17 protein-coding genes are annotated in these 17,700 nt (G+C 69.9%); 13 read left to right on the top strand and 4 right to left on the bottom strand.

Annotated elements, in window-relative coordinates; all coding sequences use genetic code 11:
- Window positions 1-614 precede the first annotated feature (614 nt).
- Entirely contained in the window at window positions 615-1,274 is a 660-nt protein-coding gene (locus ACFO0C_RS00505) for a hypothetical protein (protein ID WP_378064396.1), read from the top strand.
- Between the two features lie 118 nt (window positions 1,275-1,392).
- Here ACFO0C_RS00505 and ACFO0C_RS00500 read toward each other — a convergent pair whose 3' ends face one another.
- The 3 genes from ACFO0C_RS00500 to ACFO0C_RS00490 form a co-directional block, all read right to left on the bottom strand.
- Window positions 1,393-2,238, bottom strand: coding sequence for a CPBP family intramembrane glutamic endopeptidase (locus ACFO0C_RS00500; RefSeq protein ID WP_378064395.1), 846 nt, complete (start codon window positions 2,236-2,238; stop codon window positions 1,393-1,395).
- Between the two features lie 217 nt (window positions 2,239-2,455).
- Complete coding sequence (locus ACFO0C_RS00495; RefSeq protein WP_378064394.1) at window positions 2,456-3,136, bottom strand: response regulator; 681 nt, start codon at window positions 3,134-3,136, stop codon at window positions 2,456-2,458.
- Window positions 3,109-4,242: a sensor histidine kinase gene (locus tag ACFO0C_RS00490; protein ID WP_378064393.1), complete on the bottom strand. Its 1,134-nt coding sequence runs from the start codon at window positions 4,240-4,242 to the stop codon at window positions 3,109-3,111. Before ACFO0C_RS00490 ends, ACFO0C_RS00495 begins: the two co-directional genes overlap by 28 nt.
- Before the next feature lie 257 nt (window positions 4,243-4,499).
- On the opposite strand from ACFO0C_RS00490, the gene ACFO0C_RS00485 reads away from it, so the two are divergent.
- Together ACFO0C_RS00485 and ACFO0C_RS00480 are read left to right on the top strand one after the other, a co-directional pair.
- On the top strand, window positions 4,500-5,996 hold the full coding sequence (locus ACFO0C_RS00485) for a DUF1996 domain-containing protein (RefSeq protein WP_378064392.1): 1,497 nt from the start codon (window positions 4,500-4,502) through the stop codon (window positions 5,994-5,996).
- 5 nt (window positions 5,997-6,001) lie between these two features.
- Window positions 6,002-6,541, top strand: coding sequence for a DUF305 domain-containing protein (locus ACFO0C_RS00480; protein ID WP_378064391.1), 540 nt, complete (start codon window positions 6,002-6,004; stop codon window positions 6,539-6,541).
- On the opposite strand, the gene ACFO0C_RS00475 is transcribed toward ACFO0C_RS00480, so the two are convergent.
- Window positions 6,528-7,694, bottom strand: coding sequence for a serine hydrolase domain-containing protein (locus ACFO0C_RS00475; RefSeq protein ID WP_378064390.1), 1,167 nt, complete (start codon window positions 7,692-7,694; stop codon window positions 6,528-6,530). The two genes, ACFO0C_RS00480 and ACFO0C_RS00475, sit on opposite strands and share 14 nt — an antisense overlap.
- Before the next feature lie 118 nt (window positions 7,695-7,812).
- Between ACFO0C_RS00475 and ACFO0C_RS00470 the strand changes: the two genes are divergently transcribed.
- From ACFO0C_RS00470 to ACFO0C_RS00425, 10 genes are all read left to right on the top strand, one after another.
- On the top strand, window positions 7,813-8,601 hold the full coding sequence (locus tag ACFO0C_RS00470) for a bestrophin-like domain (protein ID WP_378064389.1): 789 nt from the start codon (window positions 7,813-7,815) through the stop codon (window positions 8,599-8,601).
- A gap of 62 nt (window positions 8,602-8,663) precedes the next feature.
- Complete coding sequence (gene glgX / locus ACFO0C_RS00465) at window positions 8,664-10,709, top strand: glycogen debranching protein GlgX (protein ID WP_378064388.1); 2,046 nt, start codon at window positions 8,664-8,666, stop codon at window positions 10,707-10,709.
- Entirely contained in the window at window positions 10,706-12,865 is a 2,160-nt protein-coding gene (locus tag ACFO0C_RS00460) for an AGE family epimerase/isomerase (protein WP_378064387.1), read from the top strand. The genes glgX and ACFO0C_RS00460 overlap by 4 nt, the downstream gene beginning before the upstream one ends.
- A complete protein-coding gene (locus ACFO0C_RS00455) occupies window positions 12,865-13,728 on the top strand; it encodes a type 1 glutamine amidotransferase domain-containing protein (protein ID WP_378064386.1) in 864 nt (287 codons plus the stop codon). Before ACFO0C_RS00460 ends, ACFO0C_RS00455 begins: the two co-directional genes overlap by 1 nt.
- Complete coding sequence (locus ACFO0C_RS00450) at window positions 13,725-14,324, top strand: DJ-1/PfpI family protein (protein WP_378064384.1); 600 nt, start codon at window positions 13,725-13,727, stop codon at window positions 14,322-14,324. Before ACFO0C_RS00455 ends, ACFO0C_RS00450 begins: the two co-directional genes overlap by 4 nt.
- The gene (locus ACFO0C_RS00445) at window positions 14,321-16,045 is read left to right on the top strand and encodes a thiamine pyrophosphate-binding protein (RefSeq protein ID WP_378064383.1); all 1,725 of its coding nucleotides are present in this window, start codon (window positions 14,321-14,323) and stop codon (window positions 16,043-16,045) included. The genes ACFO0C_RS00450 and ACFO0C_RS00445 overlap by 4 nt, the downstream gene beginning before the upstream one ends.
- Entirely contained in the window at window positions 16,042-16,455 is a 414-nt protein-coding gene (locus tag ACFO0C_RS00440) for a nuclear transport factor 2 family protein (protein ID WP_378064382.1), read from the top strand. The genes ACFO0C_RS00445 and ACFO0C_RS00440 overlap by 4 nt, the downstream gene beginning before the upstream one ends.
- Complete coding sequence (locus ACFO0C_RS00435; protein ID WP_378064381.1) at window positions 16,452-16,871, top strand: ester cyclase; 420 nt, start codon at window positions 16,452-16,454, stop codon at window positions 16,869-16,871. Before ACFO0C_RS00440 ends, ACFO0C_RS00435 begins: the two co-directional genes overlap by 4 nt.
- A 14-nt stretch (window positions 16,872-16,885) precedes the next feature.
- On the top strand, window positions 16,886-17,260 hold the full coding sequence (locus ACFO0C_RS00430) for a nuclear transport factor 2 family protein (RefSeq protein ID WP_378064380.1): 375 nt from the start codon (window positions 16,886-16,888) through the stop codon (window positions 17,258-17,260).
- Window positions 17,260-17,676 carry a VOC family protein gene (locus ACFO0C_RS00425; protein WP_378064378.1) on the top strand — a complete coding sequence of 139 codons (417 nt, stop codon included), beginning with the start codon at window positions 17,260-17,262 and terminating at the stop codon, window positions 17,674-17,676. The genes ACFO0C_RS00430 and ACFO0C_RS00425 overlap by 1 nt, the downstream gene beginning before the upstream one ends.
- Window positions 17,677-17,700 lie beyond the last annotated feature (24 nt).

The raw sequence follows: 17,700 nt of genomic DNA, 5'->3' as shown, positions 1-17,700 counted from the left end.
GCGCCGGCGAAGGCAGCGCCGGCGAAGGCAGCGCCGGCGAAGGCAGCGCCGGCGAGACACGTAAGCCCGGTTGGCGACGGCACGCCGGTCTGTGATGGCACGGCAGCCGACCCGCCCAAGTCGCTCGGCCCTGGCACGAAGGCTGCGGCGGCCAACACAGGCATCACAGCCAGCTCCGATGCCTCGGTCGACACCGAACGCACCGTATCGTCAATCGTGTCGGCTGGCTCCGCTGAGATGCCGGCTGGCTCCGGTGAGATGCCGGCTGGCTCCGGTGAGGCAGCGGACGTCGGGGCGGCGGAAAGCTTTCGGGCCGAGGCTTGTTGGCGCTGGTCGGGAATCGGAGGCCGTGCGGGTGCTTCTGCCGGTCGGGTTCGGTCGCCTCCTACCGCGGGTGCCGGCTCGGCATCGCGGAGACGACGAAGCTTCTCGGCATGGCGGCGTTGTAAGCCCCAGGCACGGTGGCGCTCGTGTTCACGCCGAAATTCATCGCGCGCCGCAGAATAGTTTCGAGACCGGGTCCGGTCACGCATCGACGCCACATCTGCCCTACTGAATAGCGATCCCTGCCCCATGCATGAATCCTCCCTCGCCCCGATCCGAAAATGTCAGCTGTGGATCATGCCAAATCAAATCCATGGAATATCGCACTACTTTCTCACGAGATTCGAACACGGTTTCAAGTGGTGGCAAAAAGAGGAAAGCGACCATCATCACAGAATGCAGCGAATACGCCGCCGGGCTGTTCCAGAGGGCACCTTTCCGAGCAGCGACGGACACGCATCGACTCAACGCAAGAGGTGCGGCCTCTCTGGGTCCGAGAAGAGCGGGAGGGAGGAGGGAGAGGCAATGAGTACGGCGAGCGAGAGCGGGAGGGAGAGCCGGAGGGAGGAGAGAGCGGCGACCGAGAGCGGGAGGAAGGAGAGAGCGGCAAGCGAGAACGGCGACCAAGAGAGGAAGGAAGGAGAGAGCGGCAAGCGAGAACGGCGACCGAGAGCGGGAGGAAGGGAGGGAGGGAGGGAGGAGAGAGCGGGAAGGAGGAGAGAGCGGCAAGCGAGAACGGCAAGGGGGAGGGAGCGAAGGAGGAGGGAGGGAGGGAAGGAAGGTGGAAGGGAGGAGAGAAGCCAGAGAGGACACCGGCGAAGAACCACGAGCGCAAGCAGAAGCGGAACCGGGACCGCACGGAGAACAAGAAGCGACGGCGCAAGCCAGACAAAGCGGGCGGAGGTCAGGGATCGGTGGCGGGAACGGGCGGCGGGTGCCAGGGACGGTGACGTTCGGTAGAGGATTCGGAGCCGGCTGCCCGCCGCTCAGCTGCTTCGCCTGCGAGACCTGTCGCGATCTCCAGGCTTCCGATGGAAGGGCGCCCGGGATCGCGCCCGAAAGCGACCGTCAGGCAGCCGCCGGATCAGGATGGACGGCCGGCCGGGGACGGAAGTTGCCGCGGCGGCGGGCCAGGCGGAACAGGTAGGCAGTGGCCACAAGGCTGGCCAGGACCGCGAAGATGCTGGCCTCCGGGCCGAACGTGCCGCCGGTCAGTGCGGCCGGGCCGTCGAACACGCCGCGGAACAGGCCCGGCGTGGAGCTGTCCGCGCCGGAGACGGGGACGCCGAAGATGCCGCCTTCGGCGAAGTTCCAGCCCAGGTGCAGGCCGATCGGCAGCCACAGGGCGCGGGTCGCCACGTAGGCGGTGCCCGCCATCAGCCCGGCCGCGACGATCGCCAGGGCGCCGCCGATGGCCGTGGGGTCGTTGACCAGGTGCAGCAGGCCGAACAGGGCGGCGGAGACGGTCAGCGCCGGCCAGGTTCCGGCGCGTTCTTCGATCTGGCGGAACAGGATGCCGCGGAACAGCACCTCCTCGACCGTCGCGACGCCTGTCATCAGGCCGAGGATCGCGAGCATCCCGCTGAACGAACCCCAGCCGTCGATCCGGAAACCACCGCAGATCGCGATGGCCAGGACCGTCGCCGTGAACAGGCCGACGCCGGCGAGCGTCCCGCGCCACAGCGTCCGGAACCGGCCCGGTTCCGGCAGGTCCTCCGGTTCCTTCCGTTCGATCCGGCGGGTCGTCCAGGCGTACAGACGGATGGTCGCGAAGGCCGCCGCCGCGCCTGCCGCGAGTGACAGGATCGCGCTGCCGGACAGTGCGTTGAGGGTGGTCACCACCAGCGCGTCGACGGCGATGAAGATGAGCAGGAGGGAGAGCGGCCGGGCAAGACCTCGGGCAAGGCGTTTCATGGGTACGACGCTAGGCCGCCTCGCATCGACGATCATCGCCCCGCGGCGGACACCTGCGGTAGCTCTCCCGGGGGACGGCCGGGCGGCACCATCGGGCCGCGGTGGACACCTGCGGTAGCTCTCCCGGGGGACGGCCGGGCGGCACCATCGGGCCGCGGTGGACACCCTGCGGTAGCTCTCCCGGGGGACGGCCGGGCGACACCGTAAAGCCGGATTGCTAGGTGACCAGGCCCGCCCGATGGGCGAGGATCACTGCCTGGACCCGGTCCCGTAGGGCCAGTTTGGTCAGGATCCGCGAGACGTAGGTCTTCACCGTTTCGTGGCTGATCACCAGTGCCTCCGCGATCTCCGCGTTGGACAGGCCCTCGGCCATCAACCGGAACACCTCCGACTCGCGGGCCGTCAACGCGTTCAGGCGGGCGTCCGGAGCCCCCATGGATGGCCGGATTCGATCACCGAAGCGGCCGACCAGCGCACGGGTCACGGCCGGGGCCAGCAACGCCTCGCCTCGGGAGATCGTCCGGATGCCGTCGATCAGTTCGGCGGGCTGGGCGTCCTTGAGCAGGAAACCGCTGGCGCCCGCCCGCAGTGCCTCATAGACGTAGCTGTCCAGGTTGAACGTCGTCACCACGAGAACCTTCATCGGGTCGGCGACGTCCGGGCCGGCCAGGCGGCGGGTTGCCTCGATGCCGTCCAGCAGGGGCATCCGGATGTCCATCACCACGACGTCGGGGCGCAACCGGAGGGCCTCGCGTACGGCGGCTTCACCGTCGGAGGCCTCGCCGACCACCTCAAGATCCGGCTGGAGACCGAAAAGGGTCACAAATCCGGCCCGGATCAGAGCTTGATCGTCACAGACCAGGACCCGGATCATGTGCGGCCTCCGCGGGGCAGCCATGCCCGTACCGTGACATCGCCGTCCGGGCCCGCGGCCGCGTCGAACGTGCCGCCGAAGATCTTGATCCGCTCCTGGAGGCCGGTCAGGCCCCGGCCGGGCCGGATCGGGCCGCCCGGCGGACCGTGCGGTGAGCCGGCGGTGACCACCTCGATCAGCGTGCCGTCGCCGTCGTGCCGGACCAGCACCCGCGTCGGCCGGCCCCGCGCGTGTTTGACCGCGTTCGTCAGGCCCTCCTGAACCACCCGGTGCACGGCGAGCCCGAGGCCACCGTCCGGCCCGGGCCCGCCCTCCTCGGCGAAGTCGACCGGCTGACCGGCGCGGCGCATCCGGTCCACCAGGTCGGCGAGGCGGCTTTCGGCGGGTTCTTCACGATCGACACCGTTGTCGAGTACGCCGAGAAGCACCCGAAGTTCAGCGAGGGCCTCCCGCCCGGCCCGGCCGACGGCGGCGACCGACTCCCCGGCCCGGTCCGGCTGGGGTCCGATGAGCAGGCCCGCGGTGTCCGACTGCACGACCATGGCGGTCACGTGATGGGTGACGACGTCGTGCAGTTCCCGGGCGATGCGGGCGCGTTCGGCGGTGACGGCCGCGCCGATGCTCTCGAGCCGGCGGCGCTGTTCGTCCCGCTGGCGGGCCCGCACCCCGTGCCCGGCCGCCCAGCAGGCGGCGAGCAGTGCGGCGAAGGTGGCGAAGTCGATGACACGTTCGGCCGAACCGCGCAGGTGCAGGGCCACCGCGAGCACGACGTAGGCGACGGCAGCCGTCGCGGCGACCGCCCGGCGGGGGTGTTCCTGGTGGGCGCCGGCACTGTAGAGGGCGACGAGCAGGGCGAGCCCGGCGACGGTCGGTGGGTACCCGGCCAGCTGGTGGGCGGCGAAGGCGGCGGCGATGATCGCCAGGCACAGCGCGGGCCGGCTGCGGCGCAGGGTCAGGGCCAGCGCCTGGATCAGCAGCAGGACCAGGCTGATCCGGTCGTCGGCGCGCAGATGCAACTCGCCGATCTCCAGGCCGAGCTCGGCGATCCCCGGCACGAACGCCGCCACGGCGAGCAGGACCGCTCCGGCCGCGTCCCGGATCATCGGGTCCCGAGCTCTCCACCAGCGCACCGGGGGATCCTAGCCCCGCCCACCGGTCAGCCTCGCATCCGACGATAAATGGCCGCGCCCATCGACCCCGGTCAAGTTAATGGAAACTTAAGGAAAGTATGGCGAAAAACTGTTATTGAAAGGCGTTACGGCGGCCACCAGCACCGCCCTGACCAGGGGAAATGAATTTTTTCTTGACGTATTGAACCGTGTGTGATGCGTCTGCATAATTCGTGCCGCACCCTTTCCCCGCCATTTTGTTGAGGATCGATATGGGTATGGAATCCCAGCACGTCGCCCCGCCGGACCCGAAGCGCCGCCGCCGTACCACCCGGGTGGTCCTCGGTGTCGCCGTCGTCGCCGCTCTCGGCGCGAGCGGCATCTACATCACCACCGCCGGCGCCGGCGAGGTGACCACGCCGGGCACGTTGCAGGCCGAGGCGTTCGCCGCGCAGTCCGGTGCGAGGACGGAGAGCACCTCGGACACCGGCGGCGGCAGGAACGTCGGCTGGCTGGCCACCGGTGACTGGCTGGAATACCGGAACGTCACGATCGGCAGCGCCTCGCTGAGTGCCCGGATCGCCTCGGACAACTCCGACGGCGGCTCGATCGAGGCACGGCTGGGCAGCCGCGACGGCACGCTGCTGGCGACCTTCCCGGTGGCGTCGACCGGCGGCTGGCAGAAGTGGACGACGGTCACCGCCAAGGCCGCGAAGGTGCCGGCCGGTAGGCAGACGCTGGTCCTGGTCATGAAAAGCAAGTCGCGCTCGGACTTCGTCAACATCAACCACTTCAATGTGGGCGTCGCCGCCCCGGCTCCGGCGAGCTCGGCCCCGGCGACGGCGGCCCCGACCGGTGCCGCGCCGTCCAGTGCCGCTCCGTCCAAGCCCGCCGCCTCCGGTGCCGCGCCCACCAACCCGTCCGCGAGCCCGGGTGGCTGGGTGCCGGTCGACGAGGCGGCCTGGAAGGAGACGCTGGCCCTGCACAAGGCGGTCCAGCCGAAGGCGGTCCCGGCCGGGATCGTGCGGGTACCGGAGTTCCACACCAACTGCACGGTCTCGGGTGAGGCCGCCGACGACCCGATCGTGCTGCCGAACCTGCCGGGTGCCTCGCACCTGCACACGTTCTTCGGGCCGAAGGTGACCGCGAGCAGCACCGGCACGCAGCTGCGCAAGCAGTCGACGACGTGTGACGCGGCCGGTGACAACAGCGCCTACTGGGCGCCGACGCTGCTGCTCAACGGCAAGCCGGTGAAGATGAAGAACTTCCGGGCCTACTACGGCGCGAAGATCAAGGACCCGGCGACGGTCGTGCCGTTCCCGCCGGGCCTGGTCATGGTGCAGGGTGACGCCAAGCGGCAGGTGGCCACGCCGAAGGGGGCGAGCGGGCAGTTCTGGTGCGCGGGCAGCGCGGAGATCGGCCGCAGCTCCGACGGCAACTGGCCGAAGTGCGCGGCCGGCGGCAACATGATCTACCAGCTCACCTACCAGGACTGCTGGGACGGCAAGCACATCGACTCGCCGGACCACAAGTCGCACATGGGCCCGTCGGTCAACGGCGTCTGCACCGGTAGGTTCCCGGTGGCGATCCCGAACATCTCGATGATGCTCGGCTACGACTCGCTCGGTGGCGACGGGCTGACCCTGTCGTCGGGCATGGCGTCGTCGATCCACGGCGACTTCATGAACGCGTGGGACCCGGCGAAGCTGGCCGCGCTGGTCAAGGTCTGCATCAACGCGAACGCCAAGTGCGGCACGACGCCGTCGTTCGGCTGACGGCGATGCGGGGGCGGGGTCACCGGCGGATGTGGTACGCCGTACCGGTGGCCCTGCTTCTCGCGGGCTGCGGCGCGCCCGCCCCGGCGCCGCGGCCGGCTCCGGAACAGTCCTCCACCTTCGGCGGCACCGACCGGGCCTGGATCGAGATCACCCTGGCCATGCACGAGCAGGTCGTTCCCCTGCTCGACGTGGTCCCGGCGCACACGGGCACGGCGGCGACACGGGATCTCGCCGCACGCGTCCGCGTGTTCACCGAGGCGGAACTGCCCGAGCTGCGGGCACTGCACGAGCTGGCCGGACTCCCCGCGGAGAACCCACACGTCGGCATGCCGATGCCCGGCATGGTGACGGAGCCCGAGCTGGCGGAGATGACCGCGCTCACCGGTCCGGCGTTCGACGCGGCCGCCACCGCGAAGATCGGCGAGGCCGTCGAGCAGGCGATCACACTGGCCCGCAGCGAACAGCAGAACGGTACGGATCCACGGACCCGTGCCCTGGCCGCCGAGGTGCTGGCCGCCCGGACCGCCGTCAGCTCCCGGTGAGCGCGGCGGCGATCCGGGTGGCCACGGTCGCCGCGGTGTTGACGTCGTCGGTGGTACGGCCCCGGGTGGTCGCCACCGCGATGGCGATGTCGCGTCCGGGCAGGTAGGTCTGCACCGCGGCGTACCCGGCGAACGACGGTGTCTGTTTGATCCAGCCGTCCTCGACGACCAGGCCGAGGCCGTAGTGGTGTTTCTCGGTGTGCTTGAGGCAGATCGTCGCCGGGCAGGTGGCGGTCGGCCCGCCGAGCCCGATGGTGCCGGGGTTGAGCATGATCCGCTGATCGGACTCGGACAGCAGGCGGCCGGTGCCGACGGCCCGGGCCGAGGTCTCCAGGTCGCAGATGTCGGACGTCAGGATCGCGCCGGCGGCGGTGGTCCAGGACGGGTTCCAGTAGGTGGAGTCCTCGTACCGGCCGCGTTCGGTGGTGTAGGCGCGCAGCACCGGTGACGGGATCTCCGCGGTGTCCTCGGCGACGGTGGTGTGCAGACCGAGCGGGCCGAAGATCTCCCGCTGGAGCAGGTCTTTGAGGGGTGTTCCGGCGGCCCGGGCCAGGATCCGGCCGAGGATGACGAAGTTGGCGTGCGAGTAGCTCCAGTTGGTGCCGGGTTCGTACCAGAGGGGCCGTTCCAGGGCCAGGTCGATCAGCTCCTGTTCGGTCCAGTGCCGGAACGGGTCGGCGTAGAGCCGGTCGATGAACGGCTGGTAGGTCACGTAGTCCGGGTAGCCGGAGGTGCTGCTGCCGAGCATCCGCAGGGTGACGTCGCGGGATCGGGGCAGTTCGGGATACCACCGGGCGATCGGGTCGTCGAGGCCGACGACGCCCTTGCCGGCCAGTTGCAGGAGCAGCGTGGTCAGGTAGGTGATCCCGACCGCCCCGGTGCGGAACCGCATGTCCGTGCTCGCCGGGACGCCCGCCGCCGACTCGCCCACGGCCTGTGTCACGACCTCGTGGCCGCCCTCGGAGACCCGCACGATCACGGCGCTCAGGCCGAATTCGCCGCGGGCGGTCTCGGCGATGCCGATGATGTTCCCGGCGATCCCCTCCGGCTGCCTGGTCTCGGCACATCCGGTATCGGGTGTGGCGGCCTCCACAGGCAGCGCCGGGGCGATGAGAACGCCGGCGGTCACCATGGACAAAAGGGCGCGTCGCATCTGTCCATTGTCAGCGGCCGGGGTGCCACCACGGCGACTATCTGCGAAAACACGTCCGGCGAGGGGTCCCGCGGCAACAATGCCTCGGGGACTCCTCGGCGGAATGGGATGCAACGCGATGGCGAAGTGGCTCGCGGCGGAACTACCGGAATGGGTCGTGCTGATCGCCCTGGTGATCGGGCTGCCGGCCGTCATGCTCCTGCTCGAATCCCTGGTCCACCGGAGGCTGCCGCACTGGCGGCGCGGGGAGCACAACGACGCGACCGGGATCATGCTGTCCGCCGCCGCGGTCGTGTACTCGGTGGCGATGGGGCTCTGCGTGGTGACCCTGTGGGAGGAGCGCAACGACGCCCGGGCGGCCACCGAGGCCGAGGCGATGAACCTGCTCGCGGTGGCCGAGGGCGCCCAGGTCTGCGATCCGCCGGCGCGGGCGGCGCTCGACGCGGGCGTGCTCGCCTACAACCGGGACGTGCTGGCGGCCTGGCCGGACCGCGTCACCGGCAGTGCGGTCCCGGCGGTCGGTGAGGCCCTGGAGTCGCTGGTGGTCACGGTCGGTGGGATCACGCCGCGGACCGAGGCGCAGGAGGCGTTCGTGCACGACGCGATGGAACGGCTCACCCGGGCGACCGAACTGCGGGCCGAGGCGGTCCGCCTGGCACACGACCAGCAGCTGCCGAACGTCGTGTGGATCTCGGTCCTGACCGGATCGATCGTGGTGCTGTCGCTCTGCGTGACCTGTGGCATCCGGGACGACATGCTGCGGCGGGTGCTGGTGGCCGGAGTCGCCGCCACGATCGGGGTCAACGTCTTCCTGGCGGTCGAGCTGAACTACCCGTTCGCCGGCACCGTCCGGATCGAGCCGGAGAGTTACCAGGACGTCGTGACACACCTGGAACACGAGCGCTGACACCGCCTGGCCGGATACCCAGAAACGTGAAAATTATTCACGACGCTACATAGGCTTTGAACATGAGCGTGAGCCAGCTCCAACGGCCCGTTTACCTGGCCGAACCGGGGCGCAGCCATCCACTCGGCGCCACCCCTGACGACGACGGCGTGAACTTCGCGTTCTTCTCCGAACACGCCACCGCCATGGAACTACTCATCTTCGAGAACGCCGCGGACACCGAACCGGTGCAGACGGTCACCCTCGACCCGGACACCCACCGCAGCTTCGCCGTCTGGCACGTGTACCTGCGTGATCTGCGGGCGCCGGCCTTCTACGCGCTGCGGGTCTCCGGGCCGGACGGGGACGGCGGACGGTTCCAGCCGGAGAAGGTGCTCGCCGACCCGTACGCCCGCGGCCTTGATCGTGGTCTGTGGAACCGGGCGGCCGCGTGCGTGCCCGGCGACACGGTGACCACCGCCCTGCGGTGCGCGGTCATCGACGAGCGCGGCTACGACTGGGAGGGCGACCAGCCGCTGAATCGTCCGATGTCCGAAATGGTGGTCTACGAGATGCACGTCGGGGGCTTCACCCGGTCGCCCGGCTCCGGCGTGGCGCGGCCGGGAAGTTTCGCCGCCGTCGCCGAGAAGATCCCCTACCTGACCGCGCTCGGCGTCACCGCCGTGGAGCTGCTGCCGGTCTTCGACTTCGACGCCACGGCGAACAACTACTGGGGTTACAGCACCGCCGGATTCTTCGCACCGCACGCCGGCTACTGCACGTCGCCGCAGGCCGGTACGCACGTGGCCGAGTTCCGCGACATGGTCAAGGCACTGCACCGCGCCGGGATCGAGGTCGTGCTGGACGTGGTCTTCAACCACACCGACGAGGGCAACCATCTGGGGCCGCTGTTCTGCTGGGCGGGCCTGGACAACCCGAACTACTACTACCTGCACCAGGCCGACAAGCGGTACTACGACGACTACTCCGGCTGCGGCAACACGCTGATGGCCAACCATCCGATCGTCACCAAGATGATCGTCGACTGCCTGGAGTACTGGGTCCGGGAGATGCACGTCGACGGGTTCCGGTTCGACGAGGCGGCCGTGCTGACCCGCGGGCCGGGCGGCGCGATCCTCGACGAGCCGCCGGTGGTGTGGCAGATCGAGCTCTCCGACACGCTGGCCACCACGAAGATCATCGCCGAGGCGTGGGACGCGGCCGGGGCGTACGAGGTGGGCAGCTACCCCGGATACCGCTGGGCCGAGTGGAACGGCCGGTTCCGGGACACGATCCGCCGGTTCGTCCGCGGTGAACCGGGGCTGATCGGCGACGTGGCGATGCGTCTGGGCGGCAGCGCCGACCTCTACCAGTTCCGGGGGCACCGGCCGGTCAACGGCGTCAACTTCGTCACCTGCCACGACGGGTTCACCCTGGCCGACCTGGTCTCCTACGACCACAAGCACAACGAGGCCAACGGCGAGGGCAACCGGGACGGCAACGACGACAACATGAGCTGGAACTGCGGCGCCGAGGGCGACACCACCGACCCCGGCATCCTGGCGCTGCGCGACCGGCAGATGCGCAACCTCGCCACCCTGCTGATGGTCTCCCGGGGCGTCCCGATGATCACCGCCGGCGACGAGGTGGCCCGCACCCAGCGGGGCAACAACAACGCCTACTGCCAGGACGGGCCGATCGCCTGGTTCGACTGGTCACTGCCGGAGACCAACGCCGGGCTGCTGCGGTTCTGGACCGAGCTGATCGCGCTGCGCCGCCGGCACTCGACACTGCGGCGCGACGAGTTCTGGACCGCCGCCGACGTCACCTGGCACGGCACCCTGCTGGCCCCGCCCGACTGGAACGACCCGCAGGGCCGCGCCTTCGCCTGCACGCTCACCGGCACCGGCGACGAACCCGACCTGCACCTGATGATGAACATGCACTCCGCGCCGCTGGAGTTCGAGCTCGACCCGCGGCGCCGCTGGGCGCGGGTCATCGACACCGCGCTCGCCTCACCGGCCGACATCGCCACGCCGGGCGGCGAAGAACCCGTCACCACCGGCGGCTACCTGGTCACCGCGCACAGCATCGTGCTGCTGCGGACCCTCACTGGAGAAACCCCGTGAACGAGCTGAACTTCACCTTTTCCGACCTGGTCGCCGGGTACGTGACCGGATACGACCCGGCCACCGACACCGTCGAGCTGCATACCTCCGACGGCCGGCCGTTCGCGGCCCGGCTCACCCCGACGACGGTGGCCGAGATGCTGCGCAACCTCGGCGAGGCCTATGTGGACGCCGGCGCCCAGCTGCGCGGCCTGCTCCAGCCGGGCCGGTTCATCCATGTGTACGGCGTCTTCTACCCCTCCGAGGACCGCGGCACCGGGTTCGAGGCCAAGCACGTCGTGCTCTTCGGCAAGGAGGCCGACGACTACCGGTTCGAGTCGCCGGACTGGTGGCAGCGGCAGGTCCGGGCGATCGCCGACTTCTACCTGCAGGCCGAGTTCGGCGGGGCCGGCATCTTCGACTACCGCGGTTACCGCACCGACCTGTCGATCCTCGGCACCAAGACCCAGTCGGTGCGGCAGGAGACCGACACCATCTCCCGGCTGGTGTACGGGCTGGCGACCGCCTACCTGCTCAGCGGCGGACAGGCCTATCTGGACGCCGCGACGGCCGGCGCCGACTACCTGGTCGAGCACTTCTGCGCGGTCGACCGCAGTCAGCAGATCGCCTACTGGTACCACGCCATCGACGTGCTGCCCGACGGCGCCGAACGCAAGATCCTGGCCTCGGAGTTCGGCGACGACTACAACGCCATCCCCTGCTACGAGCAGATCTACGCGATCGCCGGCCTCACCCAGGTGTACCGGGTCACCGGCAGCCCCCGGCTGCGCGAGATCATCGACCTGACGATCAACCTGTTCCAGAAGCACTTCCGCGACACCGAGAAGGGCGGCTACTGGTCGCACATCGACCCGGTGACGTTCGACCCGAAGAGTCCCGCCCTGGAGACGGCCGGGCACACCAACGCCGACCGCAAGAACTGGAACTCCGTCGGCGACCACATCCCGGCGTATCTGATCAACCTGTTCCTGGCGACCGGCGAGCAGCGTTACGCCGACATGCTGGAGGACTGCTGCGACACGATCGTGCAGCGGTTCCCGGACTACGACAACAGCCCGTTCGTGCAGGAGAAGTTCTTCGGCGACTGGAGCAAGGACCAGACGTACGGCCAGCAGCAGAACCGGGCCATCGTCGGGCACAACCTGAAGATCGCGTGGAACCTGACGCGGATGAACAGCCTGCGGCCCAAGGACTCCTACGTCACGCTGGCCACCCGGATCGCCGACCTGATGCCGTCGGTCGGCGCCGACCCGCAGCGCGGCGGCTGGTACGACATGGTCGAGCGGGTCGTCGCGCCCGGCGAGAGGTTCCACCGTCTGGTGTGGCACGACCGGAAGGCCTGGTGGCAGCAGGAACAGGGCATCCTCGCGTACCTGATCCTGGACGGCGTCCTCGATCGTCCCGAATACGCCAAGCAGGCCCGCGAGGGCGCCGCCTTCTACAACGCGTGGATGCTCGACACCGGTGCCGGCGGCGTCTACTTCAACGTGCTGGCCAACGGCGCCCCGTTCGAGCTGGGCGGTGAACGCAGCAAGGGCTCGCACTCGATGGCCATGTACCACAGCGCCGAGCTCGGCTACCTGGCCGCGGTCTACGGCAACCTGCTGCGCCGCGACCAGCCGATGGACATGTGGTTCCACCCGCAGCCCGGCGCGTTCGGCGCGACCCTGCGAGTGGCGCCCGACCTGCTGCCGCCGGGCCGGGTGCAGATCCTGCAGGTGTGGGTCAACGGCCACGAGCACCACGACTTCGACCCGGACGCCATGACGGTCACGCTGCCGCACAGCGACCAGGCGCAGACCGTACGGGTCCGCCTCACCCCCGCCGGGCTCACCTTCAGCGCCGACCTGACCAGCACGGACGGCGGCCGCGCCGAGATCGCCCTGGCCGGCACGCTGAGCCTGACCACCCTGCCGCAGTTGCACGACCGGCTCGCCGAGGCACGCGACGCCGGGTGCACGGCGATCATGCTGGACGCCGCCGACCTGATGCACATCGACGGCGAGGCGGTCCGCGACCTCGCCATGACCCGCCAGCACGAGAACTACACCCTCACCGTCGTCAACGCCGCCGGCCAGCCGGCCGAGCAGCTGAACGACACCGAACTGATCCAGGAGCTGGCCGGGGCCGGCGCCGGAGCCACGGGAGGCCGATGATGACCAAGGTTCTTTTCGCCATCTCCGAATGGGGCTACTGGGGCGAGGAGCTGATCGGACCGCTCGACGCCTGCGACAAGGCCGGGTACGAGATCGAGTTCGTCACCCCGACCGGGGCCCGGCCCACCCCGCTGGCCGTCAGCATGGACCCGTCGTACGCCGACCCGCCCCAGGGCAAGTCGGTGACCAGCGAGGACATGGCCAAGCGGACACGTGACCTGGACGCCTCGGACCGGCTCGACAAGCCGCACGACCTGGCCGGGTGGGTTCCGGCCCGGCCGTACCCCAGCTCCCCGACCTATCTGCGCGACTCCGAGGAGTACTACCGCAAGGTCGAGCGGATCGTCACCCACGACCTGCCGTCGTACGACGCGCTGGTGATCGTCGGCGGCAGCGGCGCCATGGTCGACCTGGCCAACAACCAGCGCCTGCACCAGCTGATCCTCGGCTTCGTCCGGCTCGACAAGCCGGTCGCCGCGGTCTGCTACGGCGTCGCCGCACTGGCCTTCGCCCGGGACCCGCTGCGCAAGCTCAGCATCATCGGCGGCAAACGCGTCACCGGCCACCCGATCGACTACGACTACCACGACGGCACCGGCTTCGAGGGCCCGCACGCGCTCGACGGCTCCAACCGGGGCTTCGGCGACGGCTACGTCAACTTCGGGCCGCCGTTCTACCCGCTCGAGTTCATCCTGCGCGACGCTGTCGGGCCGGACGGCGAGTTCATCGGCAACGTCGGTCACGCCGAGAGCGTGATCGTCGACTACCCGTTCGTCACGGCCCGGTCCACCGAGTCGTCGGCCGGCTGCGGGCGGGCCATCGTCGACGTCCTCGACCACGGGCTGCGCAGGTACGGCTGGTGAGCGGGCCACTGGCCGGGCACAAGGTCGCGGTGCTGGTGGAGAGCGACTTCTACGAGCACGAGATCTGGTACTACTCGTACCGGTTCCCGGAGGAGGGTGCCGAGCTGCACTTCCTCACCCGGCTCTGGGGCCAGGAGTCGATCACCTTCACCGGCCACGAGTACAAGGCACCGTTCGTCTGCGCCGCGTCGTTCGAGGGGATGGACGACGACACGCTGCGCTCCTACTCGGCGGTGATCGTGCCGTCGGCGATGGTCAGCGACCGGCTGCGCTACAGCGAGGACCTGTCGAAACTGCCGCCGGCCACCGACTTCGTGCGGCGGGCGTTCGCCGAGCCGAGAATCGTCAAGGGGATCATCTGCCACGGGCTGTGGCTGCTGTCGCGGACCCCGGAGCTGGTCCGCGGGCGGCGCCTGACCTGCCATCCCAATCTGTACGGCGACGCGCTCAACATGGGTGCGGACTATGTGGACGCCGACGTGGTGGTCGACGACGACCTGGTCACCGGCCGTACCGGAGCGCAGGCGGGGGTGTTCGCCCGTACCGTGATCGAGCAGATCCATGCCCGGGCCGCCGTCCCGGCGGGTGTGTCGTGACCGCCGCACCGGCCCGGCCGGCGACCGCCACGCTGCGCACCGGGCACCGGCGGCTGCTCGAACAGCTGCGCGCCGACGGGGTGCGGTACCTGTTCGGCAACCCGGGATCCAGCGAGGAGGGCCTGCTGGAGGAGATCGCCCGGTTCCCCGACATCGACTACGTGCTGGGCCTGCAGGAAGCCGCGGTGGTGTGCACGGCCGACGGCTACGCGCAGGCCACCGGCCGGCCCAGCGTGGTGCTGCTCCACAGCGGCGTGGGCCTGGGCAACGCCGTCGGCAGCCTCTACCACGCGCTGCACCGGCAGACGCCGATGCTGGTGATGGCCGGGGAGGCGGGTGTCGCCTACGACGCCCTCGAAGCCCACATGTCGGTGAACCTGGTCGACATCGCCAAACCGGTCACCAAGTACGCCACCCGCGTCACCCACCCGGAGAGCCTGCTGCGGCTGATCCGGCGCGGGCTGAAGGTGGCCGCCACCCCGCCGCGCGGGCCGGTGTTCCTGGCCGTGCCGCAGGACGTCCTGGACGAGTACGCCGACGAGGCGATCGTGCCGACGACCGTGCCGGACACCCGGGTCGTGCCCGAGCCCGGCGCGATCGCGGCCGCGGCCCGCCTGCTGGCGTCCGCGCACGCGCCGATCATCCTGGCCGGGGACGGCATCGCCGCCTCCGGCGCCGTCGACGAGCTGACCCGATTCGCCGAGATCTGGGGGGCGGTGGTACACGGCGCGATGGCGTCCGAGCTGCTCATGCCGTGGACCCATCCACTGTGGGGCGGCCTGACCGGGCACATGTTCGGCACGTCCAGCGCCGAGCTGGTGGCACACGCCGACGCGGTGCTGATCTGCGGAACCTATGTGTTCCCCGACGTGTTCCCGTCCCTGGACAGCCCGTTCCGGCCGGGCGCCGCCGTCGTGCACGTGGACCTGGATCCGTACGCCATCGCCAAGAACCATCCGGTGACCGCCGGGATGATCGGCGACCCGCGGCTGACGCTGCGGGCCCTGACCGCCGCGATCGAGGAGGCGATGACCGAGCCGCAGCGGCAGGCCGCGGCCGAACGGGTCCGGCGGCGCGGCGCGCTGCGGGCGTCGGCGCTGGACAAGGCACTCACCGACGACCTGGGCACCGGCCTGGAGGCCGACAAGGCACCGCTGCGGATGCCCGCGGTCGCCGCCGCGCTGGCCGGCATGCTGCCGGACGACGCCATCGTCTTCGACGAGGCGCTGACCAATTCGCCGGCGCTGACCCGCTGGCTGCCGCCGACCCGGCCGGGGCATTTCTTCCAGACCCCCGGGGGCACGCTCGGCGTCGGCGTTCCGGGCGCGATCGGGGCCAAGATCGCCCATCCGGAGCGTACGGTCGTCGGGTTCACCGGCGACGGCGGAGGAATGTACACCTGCCAGGCGCTGTGGACGGCGGCACACCATCGGGTGGCCGCGAAGTTCGTGATCTGCCACAACGGCGGCTACCAGCTGCTCAAGGACAATCTGGCGCGCTACCGGCGGGACCAGAACACCGATCCGCACGCCGCGTTCCCGCCCTTCTTCGACGTGCGGGAGCCGCGCGTCGACTACGTGCACCTCGCGGCCGCCATGGGCGTGCCCGCCGCCCGGGTCCGGCACGCCGCCGACCTGCCCGGGGCCCTGCGAACGATGCTCGACCACGACGGCCCATACCTGGTGGAGGCCGTCCTCGACGACCCTGGAGAGAACCGGTGACAACCAAGTCCGAAACCCTGTCCGACGCCGTGTCGGCGTTCGCCGCACAGTGGTTCAAGTACCTCGACAGGCACGCGCCGGCCGACCAGCTGGCGAGCTGCCTCTCCAACGACGACCTGGTGATGGTGTTCCCGGAGCGCACGCTGCGTTCGGTGGCCGACTTCCGCGACTGGTACGCCAAGGTCTGCGACCTCTACACCGACGAGACGCACGAGATCGAGGAGGTCACCCCGGCCGCCACCGGTGACCGGATCGACGTGACCGTCGTGGTGGTGTGGCGGGCCACCCAGACCTCCGACGACTCCCGGCTGGCGATGCGGGCGCGGCAGACGTGGCGGCTGGCACGGACGAACTCCGAGCAGGGGCTCGTGATCACCGAGTACCGCGTCGACGAACTGGCCGCGCTGTGAGCACCGCGACCGACCAGAACCTCGCCCTCTGCCGCAAGGTGAGCGACGCCGTCAACGCCCGGCGCTACGACGACATGGACGCGCTGTTCGCCCCGGACTTCGTCGACCACAACCCGGCCTGGAGCGTCGACAACCTGCAGGCGCTGAAGAGCCTGATCGCGGGTGCCCAGGACGCGCTCGACTTCCGGGCCGGCCTCGACGCGCTCTACCCGGCGGCCGACGACCGGGTGATCATGCAGATCACCTTCACCGGCCGGCACGTCAAACCCATCTTCGGGGTCGAGCCGACCGGTAAGGACGTCAGCTGGACCAGCATCGAGGTGTACCGCATCGAGAACGACCTCGTCGCCGAACGCTGGGTGCAGGCCGACACGGCCGGGCTGATGCGGCAGGTCGGCGTCACTCTTCCGCAGTGATCCCAGGGGGGACCATGGACACCAGGCAGGTCATCGACCGCTACTACGAACTCGCCAACGCCGGCAACTGGGACGACTGGTGCGACCTGTTCGCCACCGACACCCGGATGGACGAGCAGCTCGCCGGTCACGTGGAGGGCCGGGAGACGCTCCGGGAGATGATGAAGGGCTTCCCGGAGACGTACGCCGCCTTCGCGAACCTCCCCCGGCACGTGGTCGTGTCGGACACCCACGCGGCGGTCGTCTCGCACATCTCCGGCCGGACCCGGCACGGCGCCACCGTCGAGGCGGACGTGTGCAACTACTTCGAGGTCAGCGACGGGCAGATCACGTACATGGCCAACTTCCACGACACGGTGCCGTTCGGGCCGGTCCTGGCCGGCAAGTGATGGCCACCTCGACGGCGGTGCGCTGGGCGCACGTCGGCCTCAACTGCCGGGACCAGCGGGAGACCGAACGGTTCTACTCCGACCTGTTCGGCTTCCAACGGTCCCGGGTGGTCAGCGCCGGTGGCACGGACATCGTGTTCCTGCGGCAGGGCGACGTGCACCTGGAGCTGTTCGACGCGGCCGGCCAGGCCCCGGAGACGTTCGACGCGGACGGGCCGCAGCATCCGGGCATGGTCCGGCACCTGGCCTTCCAGGTCGACGACCTGGACGGTTTCCTGTCCCGGGTACCCGGCGAACTGGAGGTGTCGCTGGGGCCGCTGGCCTTCGACGAGTTCATCCCGGGCTGGCGCACCGTGTGGGTGAAGGATCCGGACGGGGTGATCGTCGAGATCAGCCAGGGCTACACCGACCAGTAACCGTCCGGGAAAGTTCTCATGTAG

This window comes from Actinoplanes subglobosus (assembly GCF_042650585.1).
GTDB classification, from domain to species: Bacteria; Actinomycetota; Actinomycetes; order Mycobacteriales; family Micromonosporaceae; genus Actinoplanes; species Actinoplanes subglobosus.
The sequence above is the reverse complement of the archived record's forward strand: the minus strand, read 5'-3'. Positions and strand labels throughout refer to the sequence as shown.

Coding starts and splice junctions, on each gene's coding strand:
- ACFO0C_RS00500 (WP_378064395.1), bottom strand. CDS start 2,238: ATGAAACGCCTTGCCCGAGGTCTTGCCCGGCCGCTCTCCCTCCTGCTC.
- ACFO0C_RS00495 (WP_378064394.1), bottom strand. CDS start 3,136: ATGGCTGCCCCGCGGAGGCCGCACATGATCCGGGTCCTGGTCTGTGAC.
- ACFO0C_RS00485 (WP_378064392.1), top strand. CDS start 4,500: ATGGAATCCCAGCACGTCGCCCCGCCGGACCCGAAGCGCCGCCGCCGT.
- ACFO0C_RS00480 (WP_378064391.1), top strand. CDS start 6,002: ATGCGGGGGCGGGGTCACCGGCGGATGTGGTACGCCGTACCGGTGGCC.
- ACFO0C_RS00475 (WP_378064390.1), bottom strand. CDS start 7,694: ATGCGACGCGCCCTTTTGTCCATGGTGACCGCCGGCGTTCTCATCGCC.
- ACFO0C_RS00470 (WP_378064389.1), top strand. CDS start 7,813: ATGGCGAAGTGGCTCGCGGCGGAACTACCGGAATGGGTCGTGCTGATC.
- glgX (WP_378064388.1), top strand. CDS start 8,664: ATGAGCGTGAGCCAGCTCCAACGGCCCGTTTACCTGGCCGAACCGGGG.
- ACFO0C_RS00455 (WP_378064386.1), top strand. CDS start 12,865: ATGACCAAGGTTCTTTTCGCCATCTCCGAATGGGGCTACTGGGGCGAG.
- ACFO0C_RS00430 (WP_378064380.1), top strand. CDS start 16,886: ATGGACACCAGGCAGGTCATCGACCGCTACTACGAACTCGCCAACGCC.
- ACFO0C_RS00425 (WP_378064378.1), top strand. CDS start 17,260: ATGGCCACCTCGACGGCGGTGCGCTGGGCGCACGTCGGCCTCAACTGC.